Here is a 25,427-nt window from a genome sequence, read left to right on the forward strand (position 1 = left end):
ACAAGCCGTACCCGGGCCGCACAAGAAAACCATCCACCGGCCTCACGCAAAGCCCAAACGGCACGTCCAGAAGAAAGCCACCCCAAAAAAAACGACTCCCCGGCAACCCGCAACCCTTAAACCCAAAACTCAAAGCTCAAAGCTCAAAAAAGCAGATACACGCCGTTTAAAAACCAAGACCAAGGGTTTAAAACCAACAATATCAATTTGACACCGTCTGCTATATTTTTCCGACACAGGCCAAGGTAACACCCTTCATCAGCCCTGCCCCGATGCAGCAATAATGAACGCCCAACTCTAATCAAACTGTTTCCTCTACCTCAGGGGCCATCCAGTGCAAACAATATCTCGCGCTTTCAACACCTGCTTAACAATGAAACCAACAAAACTGTGTGCCGCCCTGGCGCTTGTCATTGCCCCACTGTCTGCTCAAGCCCTGGAAGACAGAATCATAGAAAACGCCTCGGGACGCCCCGTCTTTATCGCGCGTTTTTTTGAAATTGACGATGGTCCATTCGACGACGAGGGCACTACGTCCTCCTGGAGCTGGCAAGGTCATGAAGCTTACAAAAACGAGATCGTTGACGGCTTGGGCTATTGGGCTGAAATACTCCAGACCCAAGGTAACAATCCCCCAACCATCGTCAATATCGGTACGAGTAATGTGTCGGGCAACGCCTACGGTGGCTCACCCGAAGCCAATGACGGCCAAAGTCCGTTCACGCAAATGCAGCAAAATATCTTCGGCCTGTCGCCTGCCGCCGGCTCGCTACCGTTAGGTGGACATGGTTTGTTTGGCCTGGGCACAGACGACTACGCAACAAGTCCGGCGTTTACACAAACACCCCAGACCGGTAAAGACAGCGTACTCCTGACGACCATTCACGAGGTTGCTCATGGGCTGGGTATTTTGAGCAGCGTAGAAAACAGAGGCAATAAACAGGACATACAACCGTATTTCGCAAGCCAGCTGAGTAGCTGGACGCAACTGCTAAGGGACGACAACGGTAATCCAGCACAGGCAGGACAGAAAGTTCTGTGCAATGGCTGCAACACCTCTTACGACCCTGATGCCTTCGATCTGCGCCAGGACAAGGGTTTCCTGGTCGGTGCCAATATCGAGCAAGTCCTGGCTGGAGGCCTGCAGGGCGTGCCCGTCAAGATACTGGGGGAAAACGGCGACGTAGATGACAACTTCATGAGCCACATCGAACTTCGAAACAGCGTCATGAGCCACCAGAATTTCCGTAACTATTCGGGCTTCATGGAAGCTGAACTGGCCGTTCTGCAAGACCTGGGCTACACCATTGACCGGGCCAACTTCTTCGGGCGCTCAATCTACGGCGATGGCCTGGAACTGGTGAACACACAAGGCTTCTTTGCCCGCAATGCCCAGGGCACCCACTACCTTCCAGGTCAGTACAACCAATCCACTTTAGGCTTGGGCCTGCATATCTATGGCAGCAATAATCAGGTCCGACAAGCCGCTGACCTGCTGGCAGCAGGATCAGGCGGTGCAGGCATACGGGTCGATGGCGAGAACAACACCCTTGTCATCGACCCAGGCGTCAGAATCTACGCAGATGGCTTGAACGGGCGAGGCATTCAATTTGCCTACGGACGCGGACACGCATTGGTTCATCGTGGCGATATCCAGGCTACTGGCCCTCAGGGTGTAGGCCTGCGTTTCGATTTTGGCACCAACTCACTAGGCAACGAGACCGAGCGACGTGGATCCTACATCCGTAGCAGCGAGGGCAGCAATGAAGCCCTGCTCCCCGAACTGAACGGCCCCCTGGTTCAACAAGCCGACATCAGCGGGCGAGTTGCAGGTCAAGAAGCGGCCATCCTGATCTCTGACAATGCCTACGTTGGGCGCATCAACCTGATGCAAGGCGCACAAATTGAAGGCGATATAGTGTCGCATTATGCAGAACGCGACGACAACAACAAGCTGCGTCTGACTACGCTGTCCTTTGGTCAGGCTGCCAACAAGATGGGCCGCAGCATTAATCAGCCCGATGCCACATTCCACTTGAGCTACGCCGGCAACATCACCGGCAAAGACAATCTGGCCCTGTCATTTGACGGCGGCACAACGCAACTGAACGGCACCTTGCAGGTTCACAGCGCCACCATCAAGGAAGCGGCAACCTTGGGCGGGAATGCCAGCTTCGATCTGGCCAGCGGCAATGCTCTGATTAATGCTGGCACCCTGGCGCCTGGCAACTCCATCGGGCGTATCAATGTAAATGGCGACTTTCAACAAACAGCAACGGGCCGCCTGTTAGCCGAGTTTGATGGCAAAGGCGGCCACGACACCCTTGCCGTCAGTGGCCATGCTGACCTGGCCGGCACGCTGCAACTGACGCCTGCCGCCGACTGGTATCAAAACTCCTGGTCCGTCGACACAGGCTCGTTTGTTGAAGCAACCAGCTACAGCGGCAGCTTCGGCACCACTCAAATCGCTTCCGTATCGCCCACCTTGCAATTTGACGCAGCTCCCTTGGGTAATGAACGCTATCGCTTGTCGGCCACGCGAGCCAACAATGCCTATAGCCAGTATGGCCGCGACGAGAACCAGCAAGAAGCCGGCCAAGCCTTGTTCAAACTAGCCGCCGCCGGGCCAGCAGCCACACAAGGCCTGTTCCAGACGCTCGACTTCTCCGCTACCGACGGTTCACAAATATCCGCCGCCCTGGACCAGATCTCACCGGCAGGCTACAGCGCTGCAATGGCCGGTTCCCTGATGCATGAGCGCTCGATCATGCAAACCGCCCGCCAAGGCCTGAGCCAAAGTATGCTGCGGCCCGGTACTGACTGGCAGGGCTACGCCTTGGTATTCGGTGCCAGTGGCGATCAAAACACGCGCGGGTCCATGCTTGGCTACGATGCCAACAGCTATGGCCTGATCGTTGGAGCTGGACGCGCCCTGGAAACGGCCCCCGACTTCGCCGTGGGAGCGCAGCTGGATATTTCAGACCTGTCGGTCAAGCCGGATGCCCCGTACTCCGGCAAGAGCAAAGCCACCGCGTTCGGCCTTGCAGCCCATCTGCAATACCGCCCCGGTGCTCGGGAAGGTCTTTTTGCATTCAGCGGGCTGCGCCTGGGTCTGGAACAAGCCGATATGCGCAGGCAAATTGCCATTGGAGACTACCAGGCCACGCACTCGTCTGACTGGACAGGACGCAATCTGTCGATTGACGCCGGCACAGGCTACCTGTGGCAGTTGAACCCATCCTTTTCTGTCGGACCCTTTGCCAGCATGAACTATGCCCTGGTGTCCCGCCCATCGGTCGACGAATCTGGCAATGCGGCCACTCGACTTCACCTGGACAGCAAGCGCGTAGACGCCCTGCGCTCCAGCCTGGGGCTGACGGCGGAATGGAAGCGCGCCCTGGCTGATGGCAGCAACTTGGCCGTGAACGTTGACATTGGCTGGAATCACGAATGGCTGGATCGCGACCTGACTCAAGCTGCCCGTTTCGCCATTGCATCCACGGATACGACGTTCAATACCCGCAATAGCGTACTGCCCCGCGACACGATGAGCCTGCGAACTGGCCTGACCTGGCAACGCAGTGAGCGTCTGTCGATTGGCACCAGCATCAGTTCACAGTTCGGCGGCGGGTATTCATCGCTGCAAGGACAGATGAATCTGCGCTGGGCGTTTTAAAAACAGATGGCCTCACACGGACCTGAACAGCAACTATAAAAAAGCCCCCGAGAGTCGTTCGACTCCCAGGGGCACAGGTCCGACAGCCTGCCCCCAAGCGGCAGACTACCGATACTCGATCAAAGTCCGATCAACTTCATCGCTTCTTCACGCGTTGCCACGGTGGCGTACTTCTGACGCATATCGAACAGGTTCGCCTCGTGAGGGCCAATCGCACGGTCGCCCACGCAATCCGATACCACCAAGGGACGGAAACCCAGTTGCATCGCATCGACCACGCTGGAACGCACACAACCACTGGTGACAGCACCGGCAACCAGCAGTGTTTGCACACCACGTTGCGTTAGCCACGCCGCCAAGGGCGTACCAAAGAAGGCCGAAGGCACGTTCTTGCGAACGATGAACTCACCGGGCACAGGAGCCAGTTCCGGCACGATGTGGCTGTTGTGCGCGTCTTCGGTCAGACCCAGCATGCCGGGGACTTTGATGCTGAAGATATTGTTATCAGCGCCATCATCGGCATACACAATGCGGGTGTGAGCCACCGGCCAGCCCTGTTCACGCGCCGTTGCCAACAACTTCTGCGTGTTCTCGATGGCTTCAGGGATATTGCCGCCACCAAACACGGCAGGATCCGCAAAGCCATTCACCAGATCAATAATCAACAAACCGTAAGGAGCTTTAGGCTCCAATGTCGACCCAAACCCTTGTTGAGCGTACACCGCTCCTTCATTCGTACTCACCAACGCCTCCGTCCAGTACTTTGCCGTCACGCACGACAGCGCGGCCATCCAGGCTGACCGTGCAATTGCGCAAAGGAATATCAATGTGGCATGCGGTTGTGCGCTTGCCGCCAGCTTCATTGTTCGGGCCCAGGGAGAACAGGAAGTTACCCTCGAACGCACGCGCATCCATGCCAATGGTGTTCTCACGCGAGTACAGACCCAAGGTGGACCAGTGAGCGCGCGGCTGCAAACCCCAACCAATGTGGGAAATGGCATAACCTTCGGGATCGTTGAAGGTCTTCATGTATTCGTCCAGCAGCTCGGCTTCGATACCACCTTCAATCTTGGTGGCATAGCCGTTTTCCACGGTCAGAATGATCTGCTCGGTAGAGTATTTCTTCTGTGGCAACAGGATGTCGCCCTTGTCGATCACGATGGTGCCGTTAGTGCCCAGCTCGTTCGGCCAGGTCAGCACAAAACCGCTGGGCCAGTGGTCCCAACGACCGGGCTCATCCACAAAACCGTATTCACGAATCGCAGGGAATTCACCCAGCGGGCAACGCAGGTTCGTACCGGCAGGAGAGGTAATACTCATTTCCTTGGCGGCCTTGATCAAAGCGGCCGCCGCAGTCACGCGTGTACGATCCGCTTCCGTTGGCACCGTGCGAACCAGAATTTCTGGTGGCTCCACGGCCAGCAGAATCTTCGTGCCCGACTTCAGAATGTCGATCTGCTCGGGCGAGAACAACAGGGTCATCAAGTCCAGCACCAGATCACTAGCCTTCAGGGCTGCAATCGCTGCTTCGTTACCCGTCAGCGGGGTCGTACCCAGGTAGGCCAGCGAGTCACGGCTCAAGGCTTTTTCCGCGTTGACCGGCAACAAGTCCAGGCGATTCACAATTGCACCCATGGACTGAGCGGCAATCTGCGCACACTGCATGGTTTGCGGGTGCGTGGTCGAGCTGGTCAGCAAGGTCACGGTTTGACCGGCCTGCAGCTTGGACAGGCGTAGCACTTCTTGCCATGCCTCGATAAGTTGGTAATCACTAACTGCCATCTTGTCTCTCCTTGTGAAAGGTTCCGACACTGACGCGGAACCTTTGCATCACGACGGGCCGCCCATGCGGCCCTTTCAACATCACACCAAGCGCTGGCCCAGGAAGTCACCGAAAGCTTCGTAAAAGCCTGCTTCGTTATCCCAAGGAATCATGTGACCGGCATCAGGCACGCGAACGTGCTGAACGCCAGGGGCCAGTTGCTGAATCTCGGCCACATCTTCATCACGCACCACGTCACCACGCTCTGCTGTCATCAGCAAGGCGGGGACGTTCAAGTGCGGGAAATCGACATGAATATCGTCGGTGTGGAAACCTTCAAAGCTGGCCAGAATCGCAGGCTCGTGGCAGGTGTGCAGCCACTGGGCACGCAACTGCAACTGCTCTTGCGTCCAGGTCGGGCAGAAGGCACGCATATCCTCAGCCGTGCAACCCTTGCGAGCCATCGCCATGGAATCCACGTACCAGGGCAACTTGGAGGGATAAGCGCGACGACCTGGGCCGGACACTGGCGGATCAACCATCACCAGACGGTTCAGGCCATCGCTGTTCTTGTGAGCGGCACGCAAACCAATGCGGGCACCCATGGAGTGACCGACCACGATGTAGTCCTTCAGGCCCAGCGCCTGAGCCAGTGCAATCAAGTCATCCGCCTGCGCATCCAGGCTGTAATCCATACCTTCAGCCGCTTCGCTCAAGCCGCGACCACGTACGTCCTGAATGTAGGTATCAAAGTGCTTGCCGAACTGCTCGCCCACAAAGCCCCAGGTCACAGCCGGACTGGTGATACCAGGAACAATGATGACGGCTGGGCGCTGATCGCGACCCTCGCTGGAACCACCGTAACGCAAGTAATGCTGACGAATGCCATTGGCATGAACATGGCCGCCGTAAAGAAAGGTACTCATTAATCTGTCCTTGGATTGAAACCGTCAGGCCCTAAGCCCGACCCATGAAAACTGCTGCTGCCTAGGCCATTTGAGGCGTAGCAGCCAGCGCGGCCCGGACCACATCCGGTGTAAAAGGCACCTGCCGAAAACGTCGGCCAGTTGCATCAAACAAAGCATTGGCAATGGCCGAGGCACAGGGTACGGAGGCGGATTCGCCCGACCCCATAGGCGGCTCGGACTGCCTGTCCATCAAAATCACCTCTATGGGCGGGATACGCGGGAAATCCACAATGGGATAGGCACCCCACTCCGCACTGACTACGCCCTGTGCGTTAAAGCGCACCTGTTCATACAACGTGCGGCTCAAGGACTGAATCACATTGCCGTGAATCTGGTGACGCACACCGGCCGGGTTCACCATCTGCCCGGTATCCTGACCCACATAAATCTTCTGCACGTCGATCACGCCCGTTTCTATATGGACCCGCAAATCCAGTAACCAGGCTGACCAGGCCGCCCCGAAACCAGGGAACTTGCTGTGTATATAACGGGCATACGAAAGACCACGGCCATACAAATAGCCCTGCTCATCCGGCTGCCCGCGCGAACCACGCTGCCCAATCTGCCAGTGCCCCTTATCCGCCACCGCCTGCAGCAGTTCCTGAGCCCGTTCATCCTGATCCAGATAACGCAGGCGATAGGTCAAGGGGTCCACACCCGCTTCCACTGCCAGCTCATCCAGAAAGCAGTCATGCGCAAAAGAGTTGGGCATGGCCGACACGCCGCGCAACCAGGAAGCGCGCACAATCGCGGGCATGTCCTGACACACAATACGCTGCTTGGGATAGCTGTAAGGCGGTACTGCCGTGCGATCCCCCATTTCCAACTGACGGGGGGCCGCCGACTCCCGCCCCGTCAACAAGAGCGCCAGGTTCGGCGCATCATTGGAGGGGTAATGGGTCACAAAATCGTAATGACGCAGTTGCCCTTGGGCATCAATGGAGCCTTCGACATCCATCAACTGAGCAGCGCCTTTAGGCTCCCAGCCGTGCTCTTGTTCTCGCGTCAGTTGCACACGCACCGGCGCACCTACGGCTCGGGACAAGAGCAAGGCATCCGCACACACATCGTCAGCACAATTACGGCCATAGCAACCGGCCGCTTCGTGACGGATGATCTCCAGACCGGCCTCGTCCTCGTCCAGCAACTGGCTCAAATGAACGCGCAACATATGCGGGTTCTGCGAGCCTGACCAGATCCGGCTATGACCGGGCTGATAGTCCGCCACCGCGCAAGACGGACCAATAGAGGCATGGAGTTGAAAAGGCCAGACATAGCTACGCTTCAAGCGTTTGCTTTCTGGCGGCAGCTCGTCAAAACCCGGCCCTTTATCGGCCAGCAAACGCTCTGTCATGGGCTGACGACGAATCAGCTGCTCCAGATTGCTCATATCCTCCAGCGGAGGAATCGCTTTCCAGCGCACTTTCAATTCGCGGGCAGCACGCATAGCGTGTTCTTCACGACGCGCGACCACACCAATAAAGTCGCCAATCACCACGACTCGCACATCGTCGCCAATATGACGGATGGACTCCTCGTCCACGGATTCCAGACTGCGACCGATGAAGTCGCCGCTATCACGCCCTATATAAGGAGGACGCACAACGCGGCCATGCAACATACCGGGCACGCGCACATCGTGCACATACACCCACTGCCCTGCGACCTTGCCCGGAATATCGACACGCGCCTGGGCTGTCCCTACAATGCGCAATTGTTCGGCCGGTTTGGTGGGAGTTTCTTTATCCAGATAGGCCCGCAGTTCCAGACCCTCCAGCAATTGCCAGTACGTCAGGCTACGCCCGTCCGGGGCAATGATGGTACCGTCTTCCACGCGTAATTGTTCGGCAGGCAGTGTCCAGCGTTCTGCGGCCTGTGCCAGCAGCAATTGACGTGCCTGAGCCGCCGCCTTACGCAGCGGCACAGCATGAATCTGAATGGAAGCACTGGCGATGGTGGGGCCTTGATTGGGCACCGCATCGGTATGACCCAGCACCATTTGCACGCGTGCCATGGGCACATCCAGCTCGTCGGCCACAATCTGACTCAGTGCAGTTTGAATGCCGGTACCCAGATCCACGTGCCCATTAAAAGCGCGCACCCAGCCCTGTTCGGACACGGCGACAAAGACATCGTCGTGCGCCTGCAAATACTCGGACACCACGCCGGGCTGGCCGGGCGAAGGCTTGGGAGGCCGCGCCGGTGCCGCTAAAATCAGCAAGGTGCCAGACGCCCTGAGCAAGTCTTGCTGCTGGTGGCGCGGCGCATCGTAAGACATCACACTCTCCTGGCTGGGCTTTATATAAGGGGCTGGAAACCGGCCATCAGGGCTCCATCCCTGAAAACCTGCCTGAAACGCCCCCTGGCAAAACATTGATTACTAGCGTACACGCCCTAATAAAAACAAATGCAGTGCGCTTCAACCCATTTATCGCAACTACTATAAAGAGAAAATCAAGGGCTTAATAATCAGTGTAAACCCTATATTAAATAAGATTAGACCGAATTTCGAACGGCTTCCCAAGAGGGCTTTGATTGATACCTCAAGGGAGTAGTAGAATCTATTTACTCGATAAATTAAAGTGTATACACTTAATTTAAGCATATCAATACCGAGCTGATAAAAGCACCGCACACGCTGTCCGACAACAAGGTGCGATCTACCAAAGGTGAAACCCATGAACCCTTGTACTCGCCCGCATACTTTGCGGGTCAATCAAGAGACCCACATCATCGAGGTGGAACCCGATACGCCGCTGCTTTATGTATTGCGTAACGACCTGGAACTGAATGGCCCCAAATTCGGCTGTGGCCTGGGTGAATGTGGCGCCTGTACGGTGCTGGTCGATGGTGTGGCCGCCCGCTCCTGTGTTGTGCCTGTCAGCCTGGTAGAAAACCGTCAGATCACTACCTTGGAAGGCTTGGCCCGGAACGGCCAGCCTAATGATGTTCAGCAGGCATTTATTGACTGCCAGGCCGCACAATGCGGCTATTGCCTCAATGGCATGGTCATGACTGTGCAGGCCCTTCTGGAACGCAATCCGCAAGCCACCGAAGAGCAAATTCGGGACGAGCTGCGCTATAACCTGTGCCGTTGTGGCACACACGTAGAAATCATGCAAGCCGCTGTACGCGTCGCAAAGGCCCGGCAATGAGTCATTCAGTACAAGACCTTTCCCGAGCGTTATGGCCGGAACTGCCTGCTGGCACCAGCCTGCTGCATGGCGCTGTTGTGCGGCCTCCTTACTGGTCGTACGAGAACGGGCAGTATCTGGGTGCTGAATTACAGACCGTAAACCAGCAGGCCGCCCTGCAAGTGCCTGGTGTCGTGGCCTGTGTGCATATGGGCAATTTTCTGGGTGTGCTGGCGGTACAAGCCGAACAGGCTCAACAAGGCGCTGCTTTGCTGGATGCACGTTGGGCTACGCCCGTAGCGGCAAACCAGGCTACGCTTCCAGCGAATGAGGAAGTTGCTGCTACGCTTAGCACCCCCGATCAAAGCTATGAATGGCAATCTGCCGCCGAGCATCAGGAAACTGCCTGGGCCCGTGCCTGTTATCACGACAAACAGCTTTATGTTTGGGCGCATACGCAGCGCCCCGCGGCCCTGCTGATTGAGCTGCAAGCCTTGAGCGGCCTGCCCAGCGAACAGATCCATTTGCAGGATATTGCCGGCAATCAGGCCGATGCTTACGACTGTGCCATGGATGCGGCAGTCATGGCCTTTGGGCGCCCCCAGGCCGTACAAGTTCGTGCCAGCCACAGTGCAGACATCATTCGCCTGAGTGTCTTTAAAGGCACTGCAGAGCCAAACGATCTGAATGCCCATTTGCGGGCCACCCGCTGGCAACTGAATACCTTGTCCGGTGCGCGCCCTTCTCTGGCGGCCATTCTTTGCGGTCAGCCAGGTTTGCCCAGCAGCGGCCCGGCCGTAAAAAGTGATTACTTCTCCGCCCCTACACCTAACTATGATGGCGCGGCCGCCAGCAGCGACCCCGACAGCCTGGCCCAGGCCACGATCTTTGCTCAAGAGTCGCAGTTCGATCAAGACTGCCACAGCCTGGGACTGGACCCCTTGGCGGCACGACTGGAACAAGTCAGTAGTCCCCAAGGTCGAGATCTGCTGCAACGGGTTGCCGAACAGTCGGACTGGTCCGAACCCTTGCCCGCCCATCAAGGCCCTTTACGCAAGGGTCGCGGGCTGGCCTACAGCCATATTGTTGAACACGTCCCCGGGCAAGCTGCACGCGAGCAGTGGTCCGCCTGGGCTGTCGATGTCAGCGTCGATACCCGCCAAGGCACACTCAGCATAGACAAGCTGACCATTGGCCACGACAGCACCGAACTGGGCAATGCCGAGCAGGCCCCAGAGTCTGCACCCGCCTTGGCCGACCGACTAGGCCGTTGGGCACAGCAACTGCTAAACAACGGCGTGGGCAAAGGTGGCGAAGGTAGCAGCGACCGTCCCGTCAGAGGAACAGCCGACAAGCCAGCCGTTCAACTGGTCAAACGGGAGTCTGCCGTAGGCCAGCCTTTGGCCTGGAATCAGGGCGTGGAACTGCCTGCCGCTGCCGCCATTGCCAATGCAATTTTCAATGCCAGTGGCATACGCCTGACCAGTGCGCCCTTTAGCGAACAGTCTTTGACACTGGGCTATCAGGCCGATAAGACAGGCAGCAGCAAAAAACGCAAAGCCTGGTGGGGTGCCTTGGCCGCGGTCGCCACCGGCACAGTCTTGAGTGCCCTGCCCTGGCGACCTGCCATTGCACCGGTCGGCCAAGTGGATACCTCCATCTTTTCAGAGCTGGCCATCGAACGCGGCCGCCTGGTTGCGATTGCGGGCGACTGCATGGTCTGCCACACCGCTGAAGGCGGCACACCCAATGCGGGCGGTCTGGGTTTGGATACGCCGTTTGGCACGATCTATACCACCAACATCACCCCGGACAAAGAAACCGGCATAGGCAGCTGGAGCTACAAAGCCTTTGAACGTGCCATGCGCGAAGGTATTCATCAGGACGGTCGCCACCTGTACCCGGCCTTCCCTTACACGGCCTTTGCCAAGATCAGCGATGAGGACATGCAGTCCCTCTATGCCTACTTGATGACGCAAGAGCCGGTGAAATCCGAAGTGCCTGAAACCAAACTGCCCTTCCCCATGAATATGCGGCCTTTGGTAGCGGGCTGGAACCTGCTGTTTCACCGTGATCCGAATGCCTACGTGCCGGACCCCACGCAAACCGTGCAATGGAATCGGGGCGCGTATCTGGTTAACAGCAGCGGACACTGTGCGGCCTGCCATAGCCCGCGCAATATGCTGGGTGCCGAGAAAGGGGGTGAAGCGAATTTCCTGGCCGGTGGTTTTGCGGACAACTGGGAAGCGCCTGCACTCAATAGCTTGTCCAAAGCCCCCATCCCCTGGACAGAGCAGGAGCTATACCAGTACTTGCGTACCGGCTATTCGCCCCGTCATGGCGTGGCAGCAGGACCAATGGGACCGGTCGTGGCGGGTTTGGCAGAACTGCCTGAATCCGATGTCCGCGCCATGGCGCATTATCTAAGCAGCCTGAACCCGGTCGAGAGCGAACAAGAACAAACGCACGCCGCCCAGGCCGCGCTTTTGGAGCAGAACAGCCGCAGCAATAAGGAAGTGATGTTGATGCCGGGTGAAAACCTGTTCAACGGCGCTTGTGCTGTCTGTCACGACCCGCGCGGTGGGCCGGTGCTATTTGGTGCCCGCCCGTCCCTGGCCTTGAACAGCAATCTGCACAGCGAGCATCCGGACAATACGATTCAGGTATTGATGCACGGCATTACCCGTCCGGCACAGCCTGCTCTGGGCTCCATGCCCGGTTTCAAGAACAGCATGAATGACGAGCAGATGGAAGATTTGCTCAACTATATGCGGGCGCGTTTTGCTCCGGACAAACCAGCCTGGACAGGACTGAAAGACAAGATTGCAACCATACGGGAGCAAAAGGGACACTTGTAGACCGGGCTGGTCCGCAGATAGTGTTTAGATAAGGGGTAAACGAACCAAAGGCGGCTTCAAGTTTTCACTTGGCCGCCTCTGTTTCATGGTGCATCGCCTTCAGACTTGGCCCAGGCCAAGCCCAAGATCCCAGCCTGGCCCGGACTCAAAACCCATCAGCCGGAAAAACCACCGGCCTCCAGGAACTTCTGCTCTTCCGCCGTGGTAGTACGCCCCAGGATCGAATTACGGTGCGGGAAGCGACCAAAGCGCTCCACCACATCCAGATGCTCCTCAGCGTGGTCCAGCCAGGGACGGCCAATTTCCTGATTCAGACGCACGGCCTCTTGCTGATCGGCCAGGTTCTCTGCATGGGAATATGGCAAGTAGCAAAACACCCGACGCTCCACCGGAATCTGTTTATCCAGCCCCTTGGCCACCATCTCCTTGGCAATCGCCAACCCCTTCTCATCGGTCGCATACATGCGCGTGGTATTGCGAAAAGAGTTGCGCGGAAACTGATCCAGCAGAATCAGCAAGGCATAGGCTCCTTCTGCCGTCTGTGCCCAATCATCCAGCTCGCCCCTGGCAGCACGTTCGTGCCAGTCCAAAAACCGTTCGCGAAATTCCCGGTCAAAGTCATCGGACTTGCGAAACCATTTCTCTGGCCCTGATTCAATCCAGAAATCAATCACTGCCTGAGGATTGGGACGTGCATCTGCCATGGTGTTCTCCTGGAGCCGGTCTGGCCTCCAATACTGGGAGGCCCGAAGTTAGACGGACAGGTAAGTGCGCCGCACTTGCTCGTTGGCACTTAATTCCTGCATGGCGCCACTGTACCGTATTTGCCCCTTTTCCAGCACATAAGCCCGATCCGACACCAGCTCGGCAAAGTGCAAATTCTGCTCGGACAGCAAGATGCTGACACCGGCCTGCTTCAGCTCCAGAATCATGTGCACCATCTGCTCCACAATCACGGGAGCCACACCCTCGGATGGTTCGTCCAGCAAGACTAAATAAGGATTGCCCATCAAGGTACGCGCGACGGTCAGCATTTGTTGCTCGCCCCCGCTCATCTGCCCACCGGGCCTGTCCTGCATTTGACCCAGATTCGGAAACAGGCTGTACAAGCGCTCGGGCTGCCAGTGGGGAGCTGCTGTACCATCGGGCCAGCGCCGTGCTGGCTGACGTCCCACTTCCAGATTTTCCGTGACGCTCAGGTCGGTAAAGATACGCCGGTCTTCGGGCACAAAGCCCAAACCCGCACGTGCGATTTCAAAGGGCTGCTTGTCGTGAATGGCCTGGCCCATGAATTCAATATGACCGTCGCAGCGCTCCACCAAACCCATAATGGATTTCAAGGTAGTGGACTTGCCCGCACCGTTACGCCCCATCAAGGCGACCACTTCACCACGTTGCACGGTCAGTGACAGGTCAAACAAGATATGCGCGGCACCGTACCAGGCATTCAAGCCATCCACACTTAGCAAAGGCTGCTTGTCGGCCACGCCTGTGGCAACCCGCTCAGAACCGGCTACTAAATCCTGCGTCATGCTGGCTCCTTGTTCTCGAATGTTTTGCCTGTACCAAAGTACACCTCCTGCACCTTGGGATGCTGACGGATATAGTCCGCATCCCCTTCTGCCACCAGCCGACCACGGGCCAGCACCAACATGCGGTCCGAGTGCTCGAACACCACGTCCATGCTGTGCTCGGTAAAGAGCACACCCATATTGCGTTCGATCACCAGCTTTTTGGTCAGGCGCATCAACTCATTACGCTCTTTGGGTGCCATGCCTGCCGTGGGCTCATCCATCAGCAAAAGACGGGGATCGTTGGCCAATGCAATCGCCAGCTCCACCCGCTTCACGTCCCCGTAAGCCAGCTCGCTACAAGGGCGTTCAGCCTGCGCCAGCATACCCACCTGATCCAGCAAATCCAGCGCACGAGCCCGTTCGAACTGAGCCGCCCGACGCCAGAAGGAAAACAGTTTCTTCTGATGTGCCAGCAAGGCCATCTGCACGTTTTCCACCACCGTCAGGGACGCAAAAGTTGCGGCGATCTGAAAGGTACGGCCCACCCCCAAGGCAGCAATCTTGCGCGGGGCCAGCCCTACCAGTTCCTGATCGCCCAAACGCACTGACCCGGCTGTAGGCGTCAATTGCCCGCCCACCATATTGAAGGTGGTGGTTTTGCCAGCCCCATTGGGGCCGATCAAGGCCAGAAACTCTCCGGCCTGCACATCAAACTCGATACCGTCTACGGCCAGATTGCCGCCAAACGCTTTTTTAAGACCTCGTACTTGCAGCAAACTCATGACGATGCCTCCGGTGCTACGCGGCGATGTGCCCAGCGTTTGAAAAAGCCGGCAATACCCTGCGGGAAAGCCAGAACCAGCAGCAAAATCACGCCACCGAACAAGGCACGCCAATACTGCGTGATGCCCAGGAAGAAGTCCTGCAGCAACGTGAATACGGCTGCACCCACCACTGGCCCAACCAGAGTTTGCAAACCACCTAGCAAGACCATGACCAAGCCATCCACGGACTTGTTCACTGCAATCACTTCAGGCGAGACGCTACCTTTGGAAAAGACAAACAAGGCACCGGCCAGACCGGCAAACGTACCTGCCAGAATAAAGGTCAGCCACTGCACACGCTTGACGGGGATACCAATGGCCTCAGCCCGCAAGGCCGAATCCCGGCTGGCACGCATGGCGTAACCAAAGGGGGAGAACAAGATGCGACGCAACAGGAAGGCCGCTGCCACCACCAGCAGCAAGGCAAAGTAATAGTAGCGATCACCCGACAGCCACTCCGCAGGCCAGATACCGACCACGCCATTGGAGCCACCCGTAAAGCTGTCCCACTGATACACAATCGACCAGATAATCTGTGCGAAAGCCAGGGTCAGCATAGCCAGGTAAACACCGGACAGACGCACGCAGAACCAGCCAAAGATCAGCGCCCCCAAGCCTGCGACAGCTGGAGCCAGAACCAGGGACCAGCCCATGGACAAGGCCGCCGCCTTGAACAACAGGGCAGCCGCATAAGCGCCTAGACCAAAGTAAGCAGCATGACCAAAGGAGTTCATGCCCCCTGGCCCCATCATGAAATGCAGGCTCAAGGAGAACAGGGACAAAACCAGAATATCCAGAGCCAGCACGGGCGCATACGGGAACCAGTCGCTCATCAAAGGCAAGGCTGCCATCACACCCAGAACCACCAGCACCATGACCTGGAACGCTCCACTACCAGCACGAAGAGGCGCTTCGATAGGGGCCGAGTTACGGCTGACGGCTTGAGCACGTCCAAACAAGCCCCAGGGCCGGAACACCAGCACCACGGCCATGAAGATGAACTCCACCACCAGCGTCAACTTCGGAAAGGCAAAGTCCACCCCAAAGAAGGTGACCGTGCCCAGCGCAATACACAGGGCTTTCAATTCAGCGACGATCAGGGCAGCCACGTAAGCGCCGGGGATGGAGCCCATGCCACCGACCACCACAATCACAAAGGCATCCCCAATCACGCTCAAGTCCAGCAGCAGATTGGCGGGCTGACGCGGCAATTGCACAGCACCACCCAAACCCGCCAGGAAGGCACCCAAGGCAAAGACACCCGTAAACAGCCAGGCCTGATTCACGCCCAGCGCACCCAGCATCTGTCTGTCGTGGGTCGCGGCGCGCACCAGCACACCCCATCGGGTACGGGTCAGCAAGAGCCACAGCAAGCCCAGCACTACCGGACCGATCACGATCAGCACCAGGTCATAGACCGGGAAGAAGCGCCCTGCAATGGAAATAGAACCGTTCAAACCCGGAGCCAGCGGCCCCAACAGATCTTCCGGCCCCCACACGGCCAAAGCGCCATCATTAATCACCAGCACCAGGGCAAAAGTGGCCAATAACTGGAACAGCTCGGGCGCTTTATAAATACGCCGCAGCAGCACGATCTCCAGCAAGGCTCCCAAAGCGCCGACCAGCAAGGCCGCCACAATCAAGCCTGCCCAGAACCCCAGCGCCGAGCCCCCCATGAACTGCACGGTGGAGTACGCCATGTAGATGCCCAGCATATACAGGGAACCGTGTGCAAAGTTGACGATGCGTGTCACCCCGAAGATCAGGGACAAACCCGCCGCCACCAGGAACAAAGACGATGCCTCGGCCAGCCCGTTAAGGAACTGCACCCATAAACCCGATAAGGCCATTACTGCCTCGCGTCAGAAGTGGCGCGCCAGAGGGCGCGCCGATCTACGAAATACTGCGTTCCTGGAATTATTGATTGGCCGCGGCAGGACGCCACTGGCTGACTTGCTCATCCGTAGGCTGTACATCTTTGCCATCGGCGTAACGGATATTGGTCATGATGCCCTTGCCGTCTTGCTTGGCCAGCACACCCACATACGCCCCCTGGGTGGATTGCTGATCTTGCGTACGGTAAGTGATGGGGCCGAAAGGTGTGACCACATCCAGACCACGGAAGGCTTTGATCATGGCTTCCGTGTCGGTAGAACCGGCTTTTTCAATACCGGCGGCAATCGACACAATGGTGCTGTAGCCAATAATCGTGCCCAGGCGTGGGTGCTCTTTGTACTTGTCCTGATAGGCTTTCAGGAAGGCATTGTGCTCGGGCGTGTCGATGGCGTACCAGGGGTAGCCTGTCACAATCCAGCCTTCTGGCGTTTCTTCACCCAAGGGGTCCAGGTACTCCGGCTCGCCAGTCAACATGCTGACTACCGGCAAGGCAGGGCTGAAGAACTGGCGCTGATTACCGGCACGAACCAAACGAGCCAGGTCGGACGCAAACAGCACGTTGAACACCGCATCAGGCTTGGCTTCGGACAAAGCCTGCACTACGGCACCAGCATCGACCTTACCCAGAGGAGTAGCCTGTTCAGCCACGAACTCGATATCGGGCTGGGCTTCTTTCATCAAGCTCTTGAAGGTGGCAACAGCGGACTGACCGTACTCGTAGTTGGGGTACACAATGGCCCAACGCTTCTTGTTCAGCTTGACGGCTTCGGGCACCAGCATGGCTACCTGCATATAGGTAGAGTTGCGCAGGCGGAAGGTATAGCGGTTGCCATCGGCCCAGACGATCTTGTCGGTCAAAGGCTCGCTGGCCAGAAAGAATACTTTTTTGTGTTTGGCAAAGTCGGTAATGGCCAGGCCGATATTGGACAGGAAGGTCCCGGTCAGCACATCCACTTTTTCACGCGAGATCAATTCCTCGGCCGCACGTACCGCATCGCCGGGATTGGAGTTGTCATCCTTGATGATCAATTGCAGCTGCTTGCCGTGAATCCCCCCGGCCTGATTGATCTGCTCAACCGCCAGTTCCATCCCGTTTCGATAGGGCCCCAAAAACGCGGGCTGGGATTTATAGCTGTTCAGCTCCCCGATCTTGATCACCCCCTCGGCGGCAGCGGTGGCCCCCAAGGTTTGCAACATCATCGTTCCTGCCAGTGCTACCCCTGCAAATGTCTTGTTCATTGTCTTCTCCGTGGGCTTGTGAGGCGAAACACGACTCAGCAACTTGTCTTGTTTTAGTGATTTAAAGTGTACACATGGTATTTTTTGGAGTAAATCGGCCAAGACCTAGGGATATACCCTTGAACACTTTAAACATAAAACACAACAAACCAGGCAGAAAGCCGTTACAGCAAGGAGATCAAGAAGAAATGAGCACAAAAAGTAGATAGCCTGAAAAGAAGATAATTACCGATATACAGTGACTACACTTAATAAGCCCAAAGATTAAAACGCAACCACCCCGCCTGGTTCCTGCACGCGCCGAATCATGGTTTTCATAAACTGCTCCATCATATCCGGCAAAGGGGAAGCAAACGGCTAAAAACGCTAGAAAGGCTTATGAGCTACTGCTCTGGAGTCACCGCGCCAAAGTGGCAATCAGCCACTGCGAGTCTCGTGAACTTTCTGCCCCGCCGAGGGTAAATCGTATAACTGAGGGGTGCGCGTTGGGTTGAAGTCCTGCCATTGGCCATCACTCCAATTGCCGTTGGCCCATTCAATCGCGTAGCCCCCATTGCGCTGCAATTCGCGCACTAGTACCGCTTCCTCGGCCGACCCCAGACGCGCCGCCAACATGACGCCCGAAACACGATTTAAAGGCTCTTTTTCAGGCTTATGGCCACCCAGCTTCACGATCCCGCCCACCATGGCACCGATGTAAGCCCCCAAAGCCGCAAAGGCAAGCAACAGCAGCTGAGGCCAGCTTGTCATGCTCAATAGCCACCAGCCCAGGGCGATCCCCAAGACGGCCCCTAGAACGACACCCAGGATGGCACCCAAACCACCTCCTCGGGCAGCCTTGTCCAAAGTTCTGTCACCTCCAATCGGATACTGCGCATGCTGACCTCCTGGTTTAAGGTAGAAAATCTGCAGATCCTGACTTTCCAAGCCCAGCCCCTGCAGGACTCGCGCAGCTTGTTGGGCCTGATCAAACGTATCGAATTCCGCCGCAATAATGCGTTCCATAACAAGGCTCCCCAATAAATGTGTTCACCAAAGAACCAGCAAGTTTCGTTCCCAAACCCCGCTTCTACTGGGGAAATCCTCTAGAAGGTTTCACCTGGAAATATCAATGCCTAAAGAATTTTGACGTTATATTCTCAAGAGATAAAAAAACGTAGCCTTCCAGGCTATTCTTTTGGAGACAAGATTTTGACTTTTCCCCGTCGCTTTCCATCCCGACTGACTCTTGGCGTGTTGACCACCAGCGTCTTGCTGGCCGCCTGTGCCAGCGCCCCCTTAAGTGAGCGCAGCGTCACCATCAAGCGCGACAGCTACGGCACTCCTCATATCTATGCCGACAGCACTTATGGCCTGTTCTATGGCTATGCCTATGCCGTGGCTACAGACCGTCTATACCAGATGGAAATTGCCAAGCGCTCTGGCTGGGGAACCGTGGCAGAAGTTCTGGGACCGGACTTCCTGGAGCTGGATAAAGTCACTCACAATAATATCGATCCGGACTCTATCCGCAAACAATTGGCCGCTCTGTCCAAAGAGGACCGCGCCATGTTCGAGGGCTATGCCGCTGGTTTCACCCAACGCGTTCGCGAGGTGAAAGCCCAGCGCGACACCTTGATGCCCAAGGAGTTTCTGGACAAAGGGTTTGAGCCTTCTGAGTGGCAGCCTGAAGACATTGCCATGGTCTGGGTGGGCCTGATTCTGAACCGCTTCTTTGCTGGCACGGCCGAAGTGGCCAACCTGAGTCTGCTGGAAACCCTGAAAGCAGACCAGGGCGCGGAACGTGGCGAACAACTTTACAAACAACTACGCTGGCTGAACGACCCGACTGCCCCCACCATTATTCCGCAGCCTGACGCCAAGGCAGCGCTAGCCGATTTGCCTACGCATTTGCAGGCTCTGTCCGCACAAGCGGCGCAGGACTACCTGCACAAGCAAGCCGTGGCCTTGGGCCCCACCGTGGCCGCAGGCACACCTACTGCCAGCAATGCCTGGTTGCTGGGCCCCGAAAAGACAAGCCACGGTCATGCCGTGCTGTACAACGGCCCGCAACAAGGCTGGTACACCCCGTCCATTACCTATAGCGTCGGCCTGCACGGTGCCGGCTACGACCTGACCGGCAGCACGGCCGTTGCTCTGCCCGCTATTTTGTTCGGCACCAATGGCCAGATTGCCTGGGGCTCCACCGTGGGTTCACTGGACACCAATGACGTCTACCAATTGCGCTTGAAAGACGGTGACCCGCATAGTTACTGGTACAACAATGCCTGGCACCCCATGGAGCACAAGCAGGTACGCATCAAGGTGCGTGGTCAGGACGATGTGACGCTGGACGTTTACCGCGCAGCTCAAGGTTATGTCAGCAGTTGGGACAAAAAGAACAACACCGCCTACGCCAACCGTCGCACCTGGGAAGGCCGGGAAATTGAAACCTTGCTGGGCTGGGCCCATGCGGCCAAGGCCAAGAACTGGGATCAATTCATGGCTCAGGCCTCGCGCGTCAGCGCTTCCATTACCTGGTTCTATGCCGACACCCAGAACAATATCGGTGCGGCAGCCTTGGGCCTCTTGCCCAAGCGCCCAGCCAATCAGGCGATCCAGTTCCCTGCAGCGGGCGACGGCAGTATGGAATGGCAAGGCTTCCTGAGCTTTGATCACAACCCCAAAGTGCTGAACCCGCAGCAAGGCTATATCGCCAGCTGGAATAACAAGGCTTACGGTGCCTTGCTGGCAGACAACTCCAACTTCTCCTATGTGGACCGTGTGCAGGAACTGCTGGCACCGCTACAGGCCAAGCAGCGCCTGAGTGACGAAGAAATCTGGGGCATTGACTCCCTGGGTGCCCGCTCTGATCTGAATGCGCGCTACTTCGCCCCCATCATCCAGGAAGCTGCCAAGCTGCCACGTGCCAGTGCACTGGCACGTCAGGCTGCCGAACAACTGAAAGGCTGGGACTACAAGCTGCACGTGGCCAGCAATGGCAAACAGTACGAAGGCAGCGCCCCAGCCGTGATGCAGGCCTGGATGCAAGCCGCAGTGCCCGTATTCCTGAAAGGTCGTTTGCCTGACAGCGTCTACAACACCTACACACAAAGCCTGTACCCGGCCATGGATGATCCGCGCAGTGCCCAGCCCGCTGCGGCCGCCAAGCTGATCTGGAATGCCATTCAGGGCCCGGCTGCTGGTGTGCCACAAACAATTGATTTCCTGCAAGGTCGCCCGGCCCAGGAACTGGTGCTGGACGCACTGGAGCAAGCTGCTGCCTCGCTACAGAAATCACAGGGTGCACAAGCCCAGCAATGGCGTGCTCCAGCCGTATCCATGCTGTTCGCCGCACGCAATGCGATTGGGGTGCCTTGGTCTGACCCTGCACACGAGCGCCGCATCATGCCTTATCTGAACACCGGCAGCGCCCGATTCCAGTATGTGCTGGACCCCACCGGCGTGCGCATGTGCTCGGTTATGGCTCCCGGTCAAAGCGGTTTCATCAATCCTGAAGGCGAAGCCAGCGCCCATCACTCGGATCAGTTGGAGATGTTTGCTGCCTTCAAGTGCAAGAGCGATGCCATCAGCGCTCAGGACATCGACAAGGCCAGCCAGGATAGCCAAACCCTGCGCTACTAAGCCGTCAATAGCAAACGGGGCCTGGAGCGGTACACGCTCCAGGCCCCGTTTCCTTGTGCTTCACCCGGCAGGCTTAATCCCTCGCTACCACCTGGTTACGACCAGCGCGCTTGGCTTGATACAAGCGCTGGTCAGCCTGCATCAGGACATCCTCAATCACCTGACCGGGCTGGCATACCGCCAAACCCATACTGGCCGTAATCTGAAAAGCCTCGCGGTCGTGGTTATAAAAGGTTTGTGCCTGTACCTGGCTCAAAAGCAGATCGGCAAAACTCAAGGCCTGTGCATCACTACGTCCGGCCAGAATCAGCACAAACTCCTCGCCACCATAACGGGCCGCCAGATCATCCGGCCCCAGCTGCGCCTTGAATAAAGAGGCAGTACGCGTCAGCACGTCATCCCCTACCGAGTGACCGTGGGTATCGTTGATCTGCTTGAAATGATCCAGATCCACCATCAGCACATGCAGCCTTTCATGCACTGGCCCCTGTCCCAGCTGACGGCTAATCGCACCCCGGTTCAACAAGCCGGTCAAGGTATCGTGTGTGGCTTGCCGATATAAACGCAGCAAAAGTCCCAGGTGGAAATAATTGGCTGTTAAAGCGACGACCAGCAAGGCTGTCAAAAGCCAAAGATCCTGTAAACCTTTCATGCTTAGCCAGGTTCCCGAACTGACACTGGCCAAAACCTGCAAAGCAATTAACGCGCCCCCCACCAAGGCTGATTCCAGCAAAGTGAAAGGAAAAATGCTTAAGGTGGCCACCAACAGAAAAGGAATAAAGCCATACCCCAGTACAACGTACTGGCCGGCCCCGGACAGGGTCAGCAGCATATAGGCGTAAAAAGAGGCCGGCAAAATAAAGACCAGGCCGCTTAAAACATAAATGCGGGTAATGCGCTGGTGGCCATTGAAAGCCAGCCATACACACAAGATCAGTCCCCCCAGGCTTAAAACCCGTATCGCCATCAAATGCGCGGGCCAACTGGGCAAGACCAGCCAGTCCATCAAAGTCCAAAGGGGGGTCAACAAAGCAAATAACAAGCCGACCAGAATGACACGGCTGCGCAAATACTCCATTCGGGCATGAATGAAGTCACGAGAATGATATTTCCCGCTCAGTGTGTCGCGCACCGAGCTAATACTGATCGCTTGCAAGTTTTTCCAGCCTTCCAGAATTGTTCCCATCAATCAATTCGCTAAGAAGAAACAAAGTAACATAACGGCAATTTTTAGTTACATGAGTTTGAAAAACAAGCTGTCAGTTCTTTCAGGGTCAGCCCGCGCTGACCCCGACTTACAATCACACCACTTGAGGTTGCTTACTCATCCAGCTAATTACCTCTTCCAACATCGGTTCGCCCGAATCCTGCGGGCGCCACAACAGACCCAGTTGACCATGCAAGCGCGGGTCGCTCCAGTCCAGGTTCAAGATACACAGCTCCGGGTAGACCGGCACCATGCTGCGTGTCATGGGCACTAAAAAGTCGCTATTGACCGCCACACGGGCATTGGTATGTGCGTAGGCGGACTCAATGGCGCAGGTGGGATACGGCAGGCCCTTGGCATCCAGACCCAGTTCAAAACTGCGCCGCATCGGGCTGTTTCGTGGTGGCAATATCCAGGGATACTCCAGCGTCTGCTCCCAGGTCACTTCATCTTGCTGTGCCAAAGGATGCTTGCGGCAAGCCGCTACCCCCAAAGGCACCATACCCAAAGGCAAATACGCCATCGCCGGGTTACGGCCTGCCTCATCCACACGGCCAATGACCAGATCCAGTTCACCCTGTTCCAGATTACGACTCAAAATATCCAGCGTGCCTTCTTGAATACGGATATGGCATTGTGGATCGCGCTCGTGCAAATACACCAGCAACTGCGGCAAATAAACCGCAGCCACCATGGGCGAAATACCCAAAGTAAATTGCTGGCGAAAACCCTGCCTGTATTGCTCCAGAGTTGCATTCATGCGGTCAAGGCGATTCAACACCCCCTGGGCCTGGGAAACCAGCGCCAGGGCGGCTGGCAAAGGCTCAATGCCGCGAGCATGACGCTCGAACAAGGGCATGCCTATATTGTCTTCAAAATCCTTGAGCCATTTTGACAAGGCAGGCTGAGTCATATTGGACTGCCGGGCCACATCGCTCATGCTTTTTTCTTCGCACAAACGAATTAAAACCTGCAGATGCTTCAAGCGAATGCGTTCACTCCAGCTCATGACTTACCTATATGAAAGAGGTATATATACCTGCAAGTTATTCAATTTAACATTATGGCTACTGCTTCCATAATGGGGATACCCAAAGCTACAAAATAGGCACTTCATGTCTCAGTCAGTACCCAATTTTTTATTGATCATTGCGGATCAACTCCGCGCAGACCATTTGGCTTGTTACGGCAATAAAGAAGTTAAAACGCCCAATCTGGATGCGTTAGCCGCTCGCGGTTGGAGTGCTGACCGATTTTACGTCGCCACCCCCATCTGTATGCCCAACCGTGCGTCCCTGATGACTGGTCGCATGCCCTCGGTGCACGGCGCCCGTCACAATGGTGTGCCCCTGCCACTGGACTCCAGCACCTTTGTCGATGTACTGCGCCAGGCAGGCTGGAGCACAGCCTTGGTCGGCAAGGCGCACCTGCAAAATATAACGGATACGCCCCCGCTCTACCCACGGCCGGATGATCCTCCAACCAAGGGAGAAGCTCGCCCTCCTCTGCCTACCAACGATTACGGCCAGGAATGTGGCCAATGGTGGCGCGATCGCGCCGATCACGGTGTTCAGCTACCTTTTTACGGCTACGAGCACGTGGACCTGGCCATTGATCACGGCGATCAGGTCTGGGGCGACTATGGCCGCTGGCTGCAGGATGAACATCCTGAAATCGCCGCCCTGTCCGGCCCTGAAAACGCCATCCCGACTCCGGACTACGAGTTAAGCCGCATTGGCCAGGCCTGGCGTACCCGTGTGCCAGAAGAGTACAGCACCACGGCCTGGATTGGTGAACGGACCCGCGCTGTGCTGGACAAATATGCCCAGGAACAACAGCCCTTCTTTATTCAGTGCTCCTTCCCGGACCCGCATCATCCCTTCACTCCGCACAGTCAGTACTGGGATATGTACAAGCCTGAAGAGGTCAGCCTGCCCGACTCCTTCCACCTGGGCCCGCATCCCCTGCCTGCCCATCTGCAATTGCTGCATCAGCTGCGCGATGAAGGCAAAGCCATCAAGCACACTCCTACGCTGTTTGCCTGTTCCGAGCGCGAGGCCCGCGAGGCGATTGCGCTGAACTACGGTTCCATCACGCATATTGATGCCGAGATCGGGCGCATTCTGGACCATCTGGAGCGCACTGGCCAGGCGGAGAACACCATCGTCATTTTCATGAGTGATCATGGCGACTTCATGGGCGACCATCAATTGATGCTGAAGGGCCCTGTGCATTACCAAAGCATTATTCGCAGCCCCTTTATCTGGTTTGACCCCAAGGATGCGAAAACTCAAGGCACAAGTGAGGCGGTCTGCTCTACCATTGACGTCGCGCCTACAGTGCTGGAGCGTGCCGGCCAGCTGCCCTACAACGGCATCCAGGGTCGCTCCTTGCTGAAAGTGATGCACAAGGAGCCTGTGGAATGGCGCAAAGGCGTACTGATCGAAGAGGAAAACCAGCGCAAGCTGTTCAATACGCCTATTCGCACCAAGCTGCGTTCGCTGGTCACGCAGCAGCACCGTCTGAGCCTGTATGAAGGCGGTCAAATTGGCGAGCTGTACGATCTGCAAGCCGATCCGCTGGAACAACATAATTTGTGGAATGAACCTGACGCGCAAGCGTTAAAAACAACGCTTTTGTGTCAATTGATCGATACCATGATGGCTCACAGCGAAACCAGTCCCTTGCCTTTGGCGATAGCGTGAGCTGAACACTGTTAATTACC

General features: G+C 56.8%; 17 protein-coding genes. 5 read left to right on the plus strand and 12 right to left on the minus strand.

What is annotated here, in order from left to right; all coding sequences use genetic code 11:
* Positions 1-373 precede the first annotated feature (373 nt).
* A complete protein-coding gene (locus tag OSH04_RS14125; RefSeq protein ID WP_266108719.1) occupies positions 374-3,676 on the plus strand; it encodes an autotransporter outer membrane beta-barrel domain-containing protein in 3,303 nt (1,100 codons plus the stop codon).
* A 119-nt stretch (positions 3,677-3,795) separates the two neighbouring features.
* Here the strand turns inward: OSH04_RS14125 and OSH04_RS14130 are convergent, their stop codons facing one another.
* The 4 genes from OSH04_RS14130 to OSH04_RS14145 all read right to left on the minus strand — a co-directional run bounded on the left by OSH04_RS14130 (position 3,796) and on the right by OSH04_RS14145 (position 8,684).
* The gene (locus OSH04_RS14130; protein ID WP_009454755.1) at positions 3,796-4,398 is read right to left on the minus strand and encodes an N-carbamoylsarcosine amidohydrolase; all 603 of its coding nucleotides are present in this window, start codon (positions 4,396-4,398) and stop codon (positions 3,796-3,798) included.
* A gap of 7 nt (positions 4,399-4,405) precedes the next feature.
* On the minus strand, positions 4,406-5,458 hold the full coding sequence (locus tag OSH04_RS14135) for a M29 family metallopeptidase (RefSeq protein ID WP_226349805.1): 1,053 nt from the start codon (positions 5,456-5,458) through the stop codon (positions 4,406-4,408).
* Positions 5,459-5,539: 81 nt separating this feature from the next.
* Positions 5,540-6,364, minus strand: a complete 825-nt coding sequence (locus tag OSH04_RS14140) for an alpha/beta fold hydrolase (RefSeq protein ID WP_266108720.1) — start codon at positions 6,362-6,364, stop codon at positions 5,540-5,542.
* Positions 6,365-6,425: 61 nt separating this feature from the next.
* Positions 6,426-8,684, minus strand: coding sequence for a xanthine dehydrogenase family protein molybdopterin-binding subunit (locus OSH04_RS14145; RefSeq protein WP_266108721.1), 2,259 nt, complete (start codon positions 8,682-8,684; stop codon positions 6,426-6,428).
* A gap of 400 nt (positions 8,685-9,084) precedes the next feature.
* Between OSH04_RS14145 and OSH04_RS14150 the strand changes: the two genes are divergently transcribed.
* Both OSH04_RS14150 and OSH04_RS14155 read left to right on the plus strand, forming a co-directional pair.
* A complete protein-coding gene (locus OSH04_RS14150; RefSeq protein ID WP_035273699.1) occupies positions 9,085-9,561 on the plus strand; it encodes a (2Fe-2S)-binding protein in 477 nt (158 codons plus the stop codon).
* The gene (locus OSH04_RS14155) at positions 9,558-12,398 is read left to right on the plus strand and encodes a c-type cytochrome (protein ID WP_266108722.1); all 2,841 of its coding nucleotides are present in this window, start codon (positions 9,558-9,560) and stop codon (positions 12,396-12,398) included. The genes OSH04_RS14150 and OSH04_RS14155 overlap by 4 nt, the downstream gene beginning before the upstream one ends.
* A gap of 155 nt (positions 12,399-12,553) precedes the next feature.
* Here the strand turns inward: OSH04_RS14155 and OSH04_RS14160 are convergent, their stop codons facing one another.
* The 6 genes from OSH04_RS14160 to OSH04_RS14185 all read right to left on the minus strand — a co-directional run bounded on the left by OSH04_RS14160 (position 12,554) and on the right by OSH04_RS14185 (position 18,876).
* The gene (locus OSH04_RS14160; RefSeq protein WP_254002223.1) at positions 12,554-13,102 is read right to left on the minus strand and encodes a DUF924 family protein; all 549 of its coding nucleotides are present in this window, start codon (positions 13,100-13,102) and stop codon (positions 12,554-12,556) included.
* A 48-nt stretch (positions 13,103-13,150) separates the two neighbouring features.
* On the minus strand, positions 13,151-13,930 hold the full coding sequence (locus OSH04_RS14165) for an ABC transporter ATP-binding protein (protein WP_266108724.1): 780 nt from the start codon (positions 13,928-13,930) through the stop codon (positions 13,151-13,153).
* Positions 13,927-14,694 (minus strand): ABC transporter ATP-binding protein, encoded by a 768-nt coding sequence (locus OSH04_RS14170; protein ID WP_035273692.1) that lies wholly within the window; start codon positions 14,692-14,694, stop codon positions 13,927-13,929. Before OSH04_RS14170 ends, OSH04_RS14165 begins: the two co-directional genes overlap by 4 nt.
* Complete coding sequence (locus OSH04_RS14175; RefSeq protein ID WP_247966469.1) at positions 14,691-16,586, minus strand: ABC transporter permease; 1,896 nt, start codon at positions 16,584-16,586, stop codon at positions 14,691-14,693. Before OSH04_RS14175 ends, OSH04_RS14170 begins: the two co-directional genes overlap by 4 nt.
* A gap of 67 nt (positions 16,587-16,653) precedes the next feature.
* Positions 16,654-17,871: an ABC transporter substrate-binding protein gene (locus OSH04_RS14180; RefSeq protein ID WP_115634371.1), complete on the minus strand. Its 1,218-nt coding sequence runs from the start codon at positions 17,869-17,871 to the stop codon at positions 16,654-16,656.
* A gap of 417 nt (positions 17,872-18,288) precedes the next feature.
* Positions 18,289-18,876: a hypothetical protein gene (locus OSH04_RS14185; protein ID WP_009464005.1), complete on the minus strand. Its 588-nt coding sequence runs from the start codon at positions 18,874-18,876 to the stop codon at positions 18,289-18,291.
* Between the two features lie 186 nt (positions 18,877-19,062).
* Here OSH04_RS14185 and OSH04_RS14190 point away from each other — a divergent pair, with 186 nt between their 5' ends.
* Complete coding sequence (locus OSH04_RS14190; RefSeq protein WP_083054511.1) at positions 19,063-21,495, plus strand: penicillin acylase family protein; 2,433 nt, start codon at positions 19,063-19,065, stop codon at positions 21,493-21,495.
* A 73-nt stretch (positions 21,496-21,568) separates the two neighbouring features.
* Here the strand turns inward: OSH04_RS14190 and OSH04_RS14195 are convergent, their stop codons facing one another.
* Complete coding sequence (locus OSH04_RS14195) at positions 21,569-22,681, minus strand: GGDEF domain-containing protein (protein ID WP_009464009.1); 1,113 nt, start codon at positions 22,679-22,681, stop codon at positions 21,569-21,571.
* A 115-nt stretch (positions 22,682-22,796) separates the two neighbouring features.
* Complete coding sequence (locus tag OSH04_RS14200) at positions 22,797-23,711, minus strand: LysR family transcriptional regulator (protein WP_009464011.1); 915 nt, start codon at positions 23,709-23,711, stop codon at positions 22,797-22,799.
* 106 nt (positions 23,712-23,817) lie between these two features.
* Here OSH04_RS14200 and OSH04_RS14205 point away from each other — a divergent pair, with 106 nt between their 5' ends.
* Complete coding sequence (locus OSH04_RS14205) at positions 23,818-25,407, plus strand: sulfatase family protein (RefSeq protein ID WP_266108726.1); 1,590 nt, start codon at positions 23,818-23,820, stop codon at positions 25,405-25,407.
* The last annotated feature ends 20 nt before the right edge of the window (positions 25,408-25,427 follow it).

The sequence above is a fragment of the Alcaligenes nematophilus genome, from assembly GCF_026344155.1.
Classification (GTDB): Bacteria; Pseudomonadota; Gammaproteobacteria; order Burkholderiales; family Burkholderiaceae_B; genus Alcaligenes; species Alcaligenes phenolicus.